11 protein-coding genes and 1 pseudogene are annotated in these 11,828 nt (G+C 73.4%); 2 read left to right on the top strand and 10 right to left on the bottom strand.

All coding sequences use genetic code 11. The features are described from left to right. Positions 1 to 10: 10 nt before the first annotated feature. The gene (locus tag ABT048_RS11840) at positions 11 to 403 is read left to right on the top strand and encodes a peptidoglycan-binding domain-containing protein (protein WP_350521208.1); all 393 of its coding nucleotides are present in this window, start codon (positions 11 to 13) and stop codon (positions 401 to 403) included. A gap of 88 nt (positions 404 to 491) precedes the next feature. Here the strand turns inward: ABT048_RS11840 and fmt are convergent, their stop codons facing one another. After that, a complete protein-coding gene (gene fmt / locus ABT048_RS11845; protein WP_350521209.1) occupies positions 492 to 1,439 on the bottom strand; it encodes a methionyl-tRNA formyltransferase in 948 nt (315 codons plus the stop codon). A gap of 42 nt (positions 1,440 to 1,481) precedes the next feature. Beyond that, positions 1,482 to 2,027 carry a peptide deformylase gene (gene def / locus ABT048_RS11850; protein WP_350521210.1) on the bottom strand — a complete coding sequence of 182 codons (546 nt, stop codon included), beginning with the start codon at positions 2,025 to 2,027 and terminating at the stop codon, positions 1,482 to 1,484. Positions 2,028 to 2,292: 265 nt separating this feature from the next. Between def and ABT048_RS11855 the strand changes: the two are divergent. Next, a pseudogene (locus ABT048_RS11855) lies at positions 2,293 to 2,810 on the top strand (hypothetical protein); the annotation flags it as partial. Positions 2,811 to 3,121: 311 nt separating this feature from the next. Here the strand turns inward: ABT048_RS11855 and ABT048_RS11860 are convergent. From ABT048_RS11860 to ABT048_RS11895, 8 genes are all read right to left on the bottom strand, one after another. Continuing rightward, positions 3,122 to 5,206 carry a primosomal protein N' gene (locus tag ABT048_RS11860; RefSeq protein WP_350521212.1) on the bottom strand — a complete coding sequence of 695 codons (2,085 nt, stop codon included), beginning with the start codon at positions 5,204 to 5,206 and terminating at the stop codon, positions 3,122 to 3,124. Positions 5,207 to 5,305: 99 nt separating this feature from the next. Next, positions 5,306 to 6,529: a methionine adenosyltransferase gene (metK, locus tag ABT048_RS11865; protein ID WP_350521213.1), complete on the bottom strand. Its 1,224-nt coding sequence runs from the start codon at positions 6,527 to 6,529 to the stop codon at positions 5,306 to 5,308. Positions 6,530 to 6,678: 149 nt separating this feature from the next. Continuing rightward, the gene (coaBC, locus tag ABT048_RS11870) at positions 6,679 to 7,905 is read right to left on the bottom strand and encodes a bifunctional phosphopantothenoylcysteine decarboxylase/phosphopantothenate--cysteine ligase CoaBC (protein ID WP_350521214.1); all 1,227 of its coding nucleotides are present in this window, start codon (positions 7,903 to 7,905) and stop codon (positions 6,679 to 6,681) included. A 147-nt stretch (positions 7,906 to 8,052) separates the two neighbouring features. Continuing rightward, entirely contained in the window at positions 8,053 to 8,319 is a 267-nt protein-coding gene (gene rpoZ / locus ABT048_RS11875; RefSeq protein ID WP_030056185.1) for a DNA-directed RNA polymerase subunit omega, read from the bottom strand. A gap of 37 nt (positions 8,320 to 8,356) precedes the next feature. Next, on the bottom strand, positions 8,357 to 8,914 hold the full coding sequence (gene gmk / locus ABT048_RS11880; RefSeq protein WP_350521215.1) for a guanylate kinase: 558 nt from the start codon (positions 8,912 to 8,914) through the stop codon (positions 8,357 to 8,359). A 49-nt stretch (positions 8,915 to 8,963) separates the two neighbouring features. Next, positions 8,964 to 9,290 (bottom strand): integration host factor, actinobacterial type, encoded by a 327-nt coding sequence (gene mihF / locus ABT048_RS11885; RefSeq protein WP_030056187.1) that lies wholly within the window; start codon positions 9,288 to 9,290, stop codon positions 8,964 to 8,966. Positions 9,291 to 9,732: 442 nt separating this feature from the next. Beyond that, positions 9,733 to 10,566, bottom strand: a complete 834-nt coding sequence (pyrF, locus tag ABT048_RS11890) for an orotidine-5'-phosphate decarboxylase (RefSeq protein ID WP_350521216.1) — start codon at positions 10,564 to 10,566, stop codon at positions 9,733 to 9,735. 65 nt (positions 10,567 to 10,631) lie between these two features. After that, a complete protein-coding gene (locus tag ABT048_RS11895) occupies positions 10,632 to 11,735 on the bottom strand; it encodes a quinone-dependent dihydroorotate dehydrogenase (RefSeq protein ID WP_350521217.1) in 1,104 nt (367 codons plus the stop codon). Positions 11,736 to 11,828 lie beyond the last annotated feature (93 nt).

Raw genomic sequence — 11,828 nt, forward strand, 5'->3', positions numbered from 1 at the left:
ACCCCACCGCATGAAGCTCCGCAGAACCCGCCTCGCCGCCGTCGGCCTCGGCATGGCCGGCCTCTCCCTCTTCGCCTCCTCCGGCACCGCGGAGGCGGCTTCGGGTATGCCGTACGTCGGATACGGCTACCAGAACATCCCGGCGGCCGTGAAGTGCGCCCAGCACTTCTCCAACCTGTTCGGCGGCTACCGGCAGCCGATCTTCGAGGACGGCAAGTACGGGCCGGAAACCGACTGGGCCATCCGCAAGTTCCAGAAGCGGATGGTCGACATCGGCCGGTTCCCCCTCGACGTCGACGGCATCGTGGGCCCGGCCACCGGCCGGGCCATGCTGAAGACGGCCTGGGACGCCGGCATCCAGGACGCCGACTACGGCCGCTGCTGGGCCGCCCTGCCGTCCTGATCAGCCCCGTCCTGATCAGCCCCGTCCTGATCACCCCCGTCCCGGGTCTCCGCAGCCGCGGAGGCCCGGGACGCGTTCCCCGGCCGGATCACTCCTTGCCGGTCCCGAACCTCTCGCCGGCCTCCAGCCGCGCCCCGCGGGCCCAGTCCGCCGCCCGCATCTCCTTCTTGCCCTGCGGACGGACCTCGCCCAGCTCGATGTCGTGGCTGCCGGTGCCGACCCGCACGCTGTTCTTGCCGACCATCGCGACCTCGCCGGGCGCCAGTTCGGCCGACTCCGGCAGCAGCTTGACCGGCCCGGTGACCTTCAGCCGCTCGCCGCGGAACTCGGTCCAGGCGCCGGGCGCGGGCGCGCAGCCGCGCACGACCCGGTCGACCCGCAGCGCGGGGTGGTTCCAGTCGATCCGCGCGTCCTCGACGCTGATCTTCGGCGCGAGCGTGACGCCGTCGACCGGCTGCTGCACGGCGTGCAGGGAGCCGTCCTCGATGCCGTCCATGGTGGCCGCGAGCAGCCGGGCGCCGGAGAGCGAGAGCCGGGTGAGCAGCTCGCCGCTGGTGTCGGTCGGGCGGATCTCCTCGGTGATCACGCCGTAGACCGGGCCGGAGTCCAGGCCCTGCTCGATCAGGAAGGTGGACGCGCCGGTGACCTCGTCGCCCGCCAGCACCGCGTGCTGGACGGGGGCCGCGCCGCGCCAGGCGGGCAGCAGCGAGAAGTGCAGGTTGACCCAGCCGTGTACGGGGATCTCCAGCGTGCCGGGGCGCAGCAGCGCGCCGTAGGCGACCACCGGGCAGCAGTCGGGGGCGAGTTCGGTGAGGCGGGCGACGAACTCCGGGTCGCTGGGCTTCGCCGGCTTGAGGACCTCGATCCCGGCCTCCTCCGCGCGCTGGGCGACGGGGCTGGCGACCAGCTTGCGGCCGCGGCCGGCCGGGGCGTCGGGGCGGGTGACCACCGCGACGACCTCGTGCCGGTCGGAGGCGAGCAGGGCGTCCAGGGCGGGAACGGCGACCTCGGGGGTGCCGGCGAAGACGAGACGCATCAAGGGCCTTTCTGTAAAAGGAAGTTCAGGAAGCCGACGGGGTCAGCGCGCCGCGCCGAAGGTGCTGTGCGGCGAGACCTTGACGACCGGCGCCGGCCCGCTGCCCCAGTCCGCCTCGCGGATCGCCTTCAGGGCGGCCTTGCGCTGCTCGCGGTCGAGCCGGTCGATGAAGACGATGCCGTCCAGGTGGTCGGTCTCGTGCTGGATGCACCGGGCGAGCAGCTGGGTGCCCTCCACGGTCACCGGATCGCCGTACATGTTGAAGCCCTTGGCCACCACGCCGTACGCGCGCTTGGTGTCGTAGCGCAGGCCGGGCAGCGAGAGGCAGCCCTCGGGGCCCTCCTGCTCGTCCTCGCTCAGCGACAGGTCCGGGTTGATCAGGTGCCCGGTGACGCCGTCCACGTGGTAGGTGAACACCCGCAGGGAGACGCCGAGTTGGGGAGCGGCGAGACCGGCACCGGGGGCGTCCAGCATGGTGTCGGTGAGATCGCGGACCAGGTTGCGCAGTTCCTTGTCGAACACGGTCACCGGCTTGGCGGTGGCCCGCAGGACGGGGTCTCCGAAGAGACGGATCGGCTGGATCGACACGGGCTACGGGCTCCTGTCCGTCGGGGTGTCGGGAGTCGGCGCGGGACTGCGGGCAACGGCTGTTCCCGCCAAGTCTATGCAACGCGCCGGCCCCGTCCCCCATGCCCTCGACGCCGCCGGAACCGTTCTGGCATAACCCGACTCTGCCGAGCCGCGTTACCCCGGCCCCCGCTTCGGCGTTGGTCAAGAGAGATTGACCGGGGCCGGGCGCACGGGACACCGCGCCCCGGCCGAGCCCAACCGTACGGAAGGTGGCACGTAGGCCATGGCTGAGCAGATCAACCACGACGCCCGGGCGCGGGCGAGCCTGCACCTGCTGGTGCGGGACATCGAGCGGGTGAGGCGCCAGGTCGATGCGCTGCGGACGCTCACCGCCCAGCTGGGAAACGTCTACCGACCGCGCCGCCCCAGCACCTCGGCCGGCTTCGTGGTGTACGGGCGGGCGCCGGCGCCGACCGTGCGCCTGGCGCAGGAGCTGCGGGAGAGCGTGGAGACCCTGGTGGCGGCGGCGGTCGAGTTCGACCGCGCGCTGGGCTTCTCCTGGGACTCGGTGGGCTCCGCCCTCGGGGTCACCAAGCAGGCCGTGCACCGCCGCTACGGCATGCGCCGCCCGACCAGCGAACTGCTCGCCGCCAGCGGCGCCGTCCCGGGCCCCGGCCGCCCGGACCGCTCGGAGGACCTGCCCGCCGCCCCCGCCGCCGGCCTGGCCGCGACCGTCCCGGCGGCCCGCCAGGGCGGCCTGGACCGCAGCAGCCTGGAGCGCGCCGCCCTGGAGCGCACCCCCGTCGACCGCCCCCAGCCCGACCGCGGCACCATCGAGCGCACCACGATCGACCGCAGCACCCCCGTCGACCGCACCGGCATCCCCCTGCGCGGCTGACGGCACCCGCACCCGAACGACCGGCCACCCGGGGCGGGGTGGCCCACTCACCCCGCCCCACCGCCGCCCTGCCACGCGGGGAAGCATGCCCCCGGCCCCGAAAGCCCCGGCCCCGGCAACGGCCCCAAAAGCCCCGGCTCCGGCCCCGAAAGCGCCGGCCCCGAAAGCGCCGGCCCCGCCAACCGAGCGGACCGCCCGGACCGCCCTGCCCGCCTCAGCCGATGTCCGTCGGATCCACCCGCACCCGTACCGGCTCAGCCGTCCGCAGCGCGATCCGCGCGATCTGCGCCGCCTTGAGCGCCGCCGCCAGCGCCGACCCCTGCCCGGGCGCCACCCGCAGCAGCGCGCGCTCCTGCTCCTCCCCGCGCAGCGCGGGCAGCGGCACGGGCCCGAGCACGTCGGCGCCCTCCGGCAGCCGGATCAGCCCCAGCAGGTCGGCGACCGCCGCCGGGCTCCCGCTGACCGAGGCCATCCGCGACACCGGCGGGAAGTGCAGCTGCGCCCGTTCGTCCCGTTCCAGCGCGGCGTGCCCGAGCGGGTCCCAGCGGACCATGGCCTGGACGGGACGGGCGGACGGCTCGGCGACCACGACCACCGTGCCGCCCTCCGTGGAGGGCCGCACCAGCGCGGCCGCCGCCAGCCAGAGCCGCAGCGCCTCCTCCCCCGCCCGCAGGTCCGGTCGGCCGAGCAGGGCCCACCCGTCCAGCAGCAGGGCCGCCCCGTACCCGGAGCCGCCCTCCACCACCGGCTCCGCGCCCGGCGTGGAGATCACCAGCGAGGGCTCGTCCGGCACGGTGGCCAGCACCGAGTCCCGGCCGGAGGTCCGCACCGGGATCCGCGGGAACGCCTTGCCCAGTTCCTCCGCCGTCCGCCGGGCGCCGATCACCTGGGCCCGGAGCCGGAACGACCCGCACTCGGGGCAGTGCCAGTCGTTCTCCGCCTCCCCGCACCACCCGCAGTGCAGCGCGGCGTCCGCCGAGGGCGCCTCCAGCGGCCCCTCGCAGCGCCGGCACCGCGCCGGGGTGCGGCAGCGTCCGCAGGCCAGCCGGGGCACGTAGCCGCGCCGGGGCACCTGGATGAGCACCGGGTGCCCCGCCGCCAGCGACTCCCGGGCGGCCTCCCAGGCCACCGAGGGCAGCCGGGCGGCCTGCGCGGCCACGTCACGGTGCTGGTCCAGGTCGGTGACGGTCCGCACCCTCGGTGCGACCTGCCGCACGGTCTCGCGGTCCGCGACGAGCGGCCGCGCCCAGCCGGTGCTGACCAGCTGCGCGCCCTCCACCGTCACCGCGTGCCCGCCGAGCACCACGGCCGCGCCCTCCTCGGCGGCGCGCAGCAGCGCGACCTCCCGCACGTGCGGGTGCGGGGCGCGCGGGTCGCTGTGGCTGCCGTCGCCGTCCGACCAGACGACGACCAGCCCGAGGTCGCGCACCGGCGCGAACATGGTGGCGCGGGTCCCGATGGCGGCGTGCACGGAGCCTCGGCTCACCGAGAGCCAGCGCCGGTAGCGCTCGCGCGGGCCGAGGTCGGCTTCCAGGGCGGCGTGCCGCCCGGGGCCGAGCAGCTCGGTCAGCGCCTGGTCGACCCGGGCGACCGAACGCGAGTCGGGCAGCACGACCAGCGCGCCGCGCCCGCCCGACAGGGTCGCCGCCACCGCCCGCGCGATCTCGTACGGCCAGCCGGGGCCGGGCAGCGCCGCCCACACGGCGCGCGGCGCGGCGCCGTCGGCCAGCGCGGTGAGGAAGTCGGGCCCGGCCGGGTAGCGCTGCCAGCCGCCGGGGGCCGGCGCGGGCGGGCGCGGCAGCGGCGGCGGCGAGGGCTCGGCCTCGGCCTTGGCGTGCCGGGGCGGGACGGCCAGCTGCAGCACGTCGGCGAGCGTCCCGGCGTACCGGTCGGCGACGGTCCGGCACAGCCGCAGCAGCTGCGGGGTGAGCACGGGCTCGGGTGAGAGCACCTGTGCCAGCGGGGCGAGCGGCCCGGGGAAGTCGCTCTTCTCCAGGCGGGCGACGATGAAGCCGTCGTGCAGTTCGCCGCCCTCGCGCTGCCCCTTCACCACCCGCGCGCCGAACCGCACCCGGACCCGGACGCCCGGCTGGGCCTCCTCGGCCATGACGGCCGGCACCTCGTAGTCGAAGAACTTGTCGATGGTGAGCACGCCCTTGTCCACCACGACCCGGGCCACCGGAAGGTGCTCGGCCCGCTTGGCTCCGCGCCAGCTGCGCGGTTTGGCCCGCTTGACCGTCTCCCGGATGAACGCCAGCTGCTCCGGCTCGCCGGCCCCGTTCTCCCCTGTGTTGCTCATCGCTCCCAAGTACTACCAGGTCACACCGACAGGACGCACAAAGCGGAGCGGCGCCCACCCCCTGGGAGGGGCGGGCGCCGCTTCGACGTGCGGGGGACGTCAGTCCTGCACGGCAGCCTTCAGCTGCTCCACCCGGTCGGTGCGCTCCCAGGTGAAGTCCGGCAGCTCACGGCCGAAGTGGCCGTACGCGGCGGTCTGGGAGTAGATCGGGCGCAGCAGGTCCAGGTCGCGGATGATCGCGGCCGGACGCAGGTCGAAGACCTCGGAGACGGCCTTCTGGATGCTGAGGACCGGCACGGTCTCGGTGCCGAAGGTCTCCACGAACAGGCCGACCGGCTCGGCCTTGCCGATCGCGTACGCGACCTGCACCTCGGCGCGGCGGGCGAGGCCGGCGGCGACGATGTTCTTCGCCACCCAGCGCATCGCGTACGCGGCCGAGCGGTCCACCTTGGACGGGTCCTTGCCGGAGAAGGCGCCGCCGCCGTGGCGGGCCATGCCGCCGTAGGTGTCGATGATGATCTTGCGACCGGTGAGGCCGGCGTCGCCCATCGGGCCGCCGATCTCGAAGCGGCCGGTCGGGTTGACCAGCAGGCGGTAGCCCTCGGTGGTCAGCTTGATGCCCTGCTCGGCCAGCGCCTTCAGCTCCGGCTCGACCACGAACTCGCGGATGTCCGGGGTGAGCAGCGACTCCAGGTCGATGTCACTGGCGTGCTGGGTGGAGACGACCACGGTGTCGAGGCGGACGGCCTTGTCGCCGTCGTACTCGATGGTGACCTGGGTCTTGCCGTCGGGGCGCAGGTACGGGATGGTCCCGTTCTTGCGGACCTCGGTCAGCCGGCGCGAGAGGCGGTGGGCCAGGGTGATCGGCAGCGGCATGAGCTCGGGCGTCTCGTCGGACGCGTAGCCGAACATCAGGCCCTGGTCGCCGGCGCCCTGCTTGTCCAGGTCGTCAGTGTCGTCCCCCTGGGCGGACCCCTCGACCCGAGCCTCGTACGCCGTGTCGACGCCCTGCGCGATGTCGGGCGACTGGGCACCGATGGACACCGACACGCCGCAGGAGGCGCCGTCGAAGCCCTTCTTGGAGCTGTCGTAGCCGATCTCCAGGATCTTGTCCCGGACGAGCTGGGCGATCGGGGCGTACGCCTTGGTGGTCACCTCGCCGGCCACGTGCACCTGGCCGGTGGTGATCAGCGTCTCCACGGCGACCCGGGAGGTCGGGTCCTCGCGCAGGAGAGCGTCAAGGATGGTGTCGCTGATCTGGTCAGCGATCTTGTCGGGGTGGCCCTCGGTGACGGACTCCGAGGTGAACAGGCGGCGAGACACAGCGCTCCCTGGGGTTGCAGCGGCTGCTGACTGAAGTTCCCGGTGGGCCCGGTAACTCCGGAAAGACTTGATTCCTGGAGTCTAACGGGCTGCTTCCGCCGAACGTCACCCACTCCAGGAATTCTTGAGCGTCCCGCAGCCCTTTCCGATCAGTTGCCGCCCGTTTCCAGCCGCTTTGCGACCAGGTCCCAGACGACGTCCGCGAGCGCCTCCTTCGGACCCACCGGGACGGGCGTCTCACTGCCGTCCGAGCCCAGAACCACGGCCTCGTTGACGTCCGTGCCGAAGGCCTTGCCGTTGCCCACCTCGTTGACCACGAGCAGGTCGCAGCCCTTGCGGGCGAGCTTCGCGCGGCCGTTGGCGAGCACGTCGTCGGTCTCCGCCGCGAAACCCACGACCAGTTGACCCGAACGGGTCCGGTGGGCCGAGAGCTCGGCCAGGATGTCGGGATTGCGGACCAGCGCGACCGGCGCCGGCTCGACCCCCTCGACCTTCTTGATCTTGCCGGTCGCGTACTCGGCGGGCCGGAAGTCGGCCACCGCCGCGGCCATCACCACGGCGTCCGCGTCCGCGACCGCCTTCACCGCCGCCTCGCGCAGCTCCAGCGCGGTCGAGACGTGCACCACGTCCACCCCCGCCGGGTCCGGCAGCTCGGCGTTGGCCGAGAGCAGGGTCACCCGGGCCCCGCGCGCCGCGGCCGTGACGGCCAGCGCGTAGCCCTGCTTGCCGGAGGAGCGGTTGCCCAGGAAGCGCACCGGGTCCAGCGGCTCCCGGGTGCCGCCCGCCGAGACCACCACGTGCCGGCCCGCGAGGTCGGTCGGCACCGCCCCGCCGCGGCGCAGCACGGCCCGGCAGGCGTCGAAGATCGCCGAGGGCTCGGGCAGCCGCCCCTTGCCGGTGTCCTTGCCGGTCAGCCGCCCGACGGCCGGCTCCAGCACGATCACGCCCCGGCGGCGCAGCGTGGCGACGTTGTCCCGGGTGGCCGGGTGCTCCCACATCTCGGTGTGCATGGCGGGCGCCACGACGACCGGACAGCGGGCGGTGAGCAGGGTGTTGGTCAGCAGGTCGTCGGCGAGGCCGTGGGCGGCCTTGGCGATCAGGTCGGCGGTGGCCGGGGCGACCACGACCAGGTCGGCCTGCTGCCCGATCCGCACGTGCGGCACCTCGTGCACGCGTTCCCAGGTCTCGGTGGCGGCCGGCCGGCCGGACAGCGCGGCCCAGGTCGCCTCGCCGACGAAGTGCAGGGCGGCCTCGGTGGGCACCACGGTGACCTGGTGGCCGGACTCGGTGAACCGGCGCAGCAGCTCGCACGCCTTGTACGCGGCGATCCCGCCGCTCACACCGAGGACCACGCGCGGGGCGTCCGCAGTCGTCATGAACCGGCCTCTCTACGCATCGGGAACCCGCCCACCCTACGGCCCCTCAGCCGCCGCCCGCGCAGCGCCCCACCCCGCGCCCGCAGACGACGGGAGGGCCCGGCGGAATCGAGTCCGCCGGGCCCTCCCGGAAAATCAGCGACCGCCTCAGGCAGCCTCGACCGCCTCGGCGGTCAGCATGCCCGCGTTGATCTCGCGCAGCGCGATCGACAGCGGCTTCTCGTGCACGTGGGTGTCGACCAGCGGGCCGACGTACTCCAGCAGACCCTCACCGAGCTGGGAGTAGTACGCGTTGATCTGGCGCGCGCGCTTGGCGGCGTAGATCACGAGGCTGTACTTGGAGTCGGTGGCCTCAAGCAGCTCGTCGATCGGCGGGTTGATGATGCCCTCGGGCGCGGTCATGGAAGAGGACACGCGAAAACCTTCCGAAAGGGTGGAAAAGACAGACAGGTCAGGCTACACCGAGCAAGGCTAGCAGTTCGGCCGCTACCTGCTCGACCGAGGTGTTGACAAGGGTCGTGTCGAACTCGGGCTCGGCGGCGAGCTCGATCCGGGCGGCGTCGAGACGCTTCTCGATCACGTCCTGCGACTCGGTGCCGCGCCCGGTCAGCCGACGGACCAGCTCGTCCCAGCTCGGCGGGGCCAGGAAGACCAGCTGCGCCTCGGGCATCGACTCGCGCACCTGCCGGGCACCCTGCAGGTCGATCTCCAGCAGCACGGGCTCGCCGCGCTCCAGCTTCTCCAGCACGGCCGCACGCGGGGTCCCGTAGCGGTTCCCGGCGAACTCGGCCCACTCCAGCAGCTCGCCGTTGGCGATCAGCTTGTCCATCTCGTCGTTGTCGACGAAGTGGTACTGGACCCCGTTCTTCTCGCCGGGCCTCGGGTGGCGGGTCGTCGCCGACACCGAGAGCCAGACCTCGGGGTGCATCTTCCTCATATGAGCGACGACCGTGCTCTTGCCGACCCCCGAAGGGCCGGAGAGCACGGTCAGCCGCGGACGCTCACTCATGCACCGATTATCCCGGATCGCGGAGGATGACGGGACCACCGGGGCAGGGTCAGGCGGCACCCCCGCCGAACTCCCGCTCCAGGGAGGCGATCTGGTTCGTGCCGAGGCCACGGACGCGCCGGCTCTCGCTGATGCCGAGGCGCTCCATGATCTGCTTGGCACGGACCTTGCCGACGCCCGGAAGGGACTCCAGCAGGGCCGAGACCTTCATCTTGCCGATCACGTCGTTGTCGGCCTTGCCGGCCTTGATCACCTCGTGCAGGGAGGCGCCGGAGTGCTTGAGCCGGTTCTTGACCTCGGCGCGCTCCCGGCGAGCCTCGGCGGCCTTGGCGAGCGCGGCGGTGCGCTGTTCAGGGGTAAGGGGCGGAAGAGCCACGCCGTTCACCTCAGGGTGTGGATGGATGGGATTGAGCTATGACTGGTTTCGTACCCAGGACACCGTCCGCAAGAGGAACCACAAGGCCCTGACCTGCGGGAGCCACGGAATTCGCGGCTCGCCGATGACCTATCGCCGGACACTACCCGCATTGCGGCGCCACGTCAGGAAAAGAACACGAAAAGTCCTGGTCAGCCAAGGCCGACCAGGACTTTCCCGGGCAAAATGACCGCGATTGCGAAACTTTGACGGGCTCGATGTGACGGCGCTCACGTACACTCCGCGACGCCGCCGCCGTCCTGCGGACACTCCACAGGGTCACCGACCGGCTACCGATGGGTAGCCTCCCGCTCCGTGACGGGCCCGTCCGGCCCGCGTGACCGGGTCCGCCCGGCCGGTGCGACCGGGTCCGCCCCGGCCCGCCCGACCGCGTCCGCCCGGCCTACTTGACCGCGTCCGCGAACTCGCCGACGAAGCGGTCCGACGCCTCCCGCAGCGCCGCCACCGAGGGACCGTGCTTCAGCACGTCCCGGCTGACGCTCGGCACCACGTTGATCACCGCAGCGCCGAACACCCGCGGCAGGTCCGCCATGGTCGCGCCCTGGGCACCGATCCCCGGGGCCAGCAGCGGCCCGTTGATGGCCAGCTCGACGCCCGCGTCGGCCAGCGTCGCACCGACCACCGCGCCGAAGGAGCCCAGCGGCGCCGCGCCCTCGTTCTCGGCCGCCAGCTGCCGCAGCACCGAGGCGGCGACCGGCTCGCCGTCCGCGCCCACCGCGCGCTGCACCTCGGCGCCCTCGGGGTTGGAGGTGAGCGCCAGCGCGAACACGCCGCAACCCTGCTCCCGGGCCAGGTCCAGGGCCGGGCGCAGCGAGCCGAAGCCCAGGTACGGGCTGACCGTCACGGCGTCCGAGAACAGCGGGCTCGCGGGCGACAGGAAGGCCTCCGCGTAGGCGGCCATGGTGGAGCCGATGTCGCCGCGCTTGGCGTCCATCAGCACCAGCGCGCCGGCCGCCCGGGCCTCCTCGACGGTCTTCTCCAGCACGGCGACGCCCTTGCTGCCGAAGCGCTCGAAGAAGGCGGCCTGCGGCTTGAGCACGGCCACCCGGTCGGCCAGCGCCTCGACCACGGTGCGGCTGAAGGTCTCCAGCCCGGCGAGGTCGTCGCCGAGCCCCCAGGCGGCGAGCAGGGAGGCGTGCGGGTCGATGCCGACGCAGAGCTGGCCGCGGGTGTCGAGCGCGTGGCGCAGCCGGGTGCCGAACGGGGCGAGGGTCATGTCGTCCTTTCCGAGGGGTGCGGGGGGTGCGGGGGCCGTACGGGTCTTGACGGGAGCCGGGTCGCTCACGAGCTGCGCACGGCGCTGCCGACCGCCGAGGCCAGGTCGCGGAAGCCCGCGGCCCGGATCCGGGCGGACAGGCCCTTGTGGATCTTCCGGCACCAGAACGGGCCCTCGTAGATGAAGGCGCTGTAGCCCTGGACCAGGTCGGCGCCGTGGAGAATCCGCTGCCAGGCGTCCTCGGCGGTCTCGATGCCGCCGACCGAGACCAGGGTCAGCCGGCCCTCGGTACGGGCGCGCAGCCGCTGCAGCACCTCCAGGGCGCGGGCCTTGAGCGGGGCGCCGGACAGGCCGCCCATGCCGATCTCCTCGATCCGCCCGGCGTCGGTGCGCAGGCCCTCGCGGCCGATCGTGGTGTTGGTGGCGATGATGCCGTCCAGGCCCAGCTCCAGGGCGAGGTCGGCGACCGCGTCGACGTCCTCGTCGGCCAGGTCGGGGGCGATCTTGACCAGCAGCGGCACGTGGTGCGCGGTGGTGCGGTCGGCGGCCTCGCGGACGGCGGCGAGCAGCGGGCGCAGGTGGTCGACGGCCTGCAGGTTGCGCAGCCCGGGGGTGTTCGGCGAGCTGACGTTGACCACCAGGTAGTCGGCGTACTTGGCCAGGCGCTCGGTGGACTTGACGTAGTCGGCGACCGCGTCGGCCTCCTCGACGACCTTCGTCTTGCCGATGTTGACGCCGATGACCGGGGTGGAGCTGGTGTGCGGGCGGGCGGCCAGGCGGGCGGCGACCCGGGCCGAGCCCTGGTTGTTGAAGCCCATCCGGTTGATCAGCGCGCGGTCCTCGACCAGGCGGAACAGCCGCGGCGCCGGGTTGCCGGGCTGGGGCTCGCCGGTGATGGTGCCGATCTCGACGTAGTCGAAGCCGAGCATGGCCAGGCCGTCGATGCCGACGCCGTTCTTGTCGAAACCGGCCGCGAGGCCGAACGGGCCGGGCAGGTCGAGGCCGAGGGCGCGGGTGTGCAGGGCGCGGTCGCGCGGGGCGAGCACCAGGCGCACCAGGGTGCGCAGGCCCGGCACCGAGGAGGCCAGCCGGATCCAGAAGAAGGCCAGGTGGTGGGCCTTCTCGGGGTCCATCTTCTTGAAGACCAGGTCGAACAGAAGCTTGTACAAGGGTGGTTCAACTCCCGGAGCGGATAGCGGGATTCGAGGCACGGGCCCGGCGGAGGGCGACGGGCGGGAACAGCCCGGCGGAGGGCGGCGGGT

The organism is Kitasatospora sp. NPDC096140 (genome assembly GCF_040303045.1).
Classification (GTDB): Bacteria; Actinomycetota; Actinomycetes; order Streptomycetales; family Streptomycetaceae; genus Kitasatospora.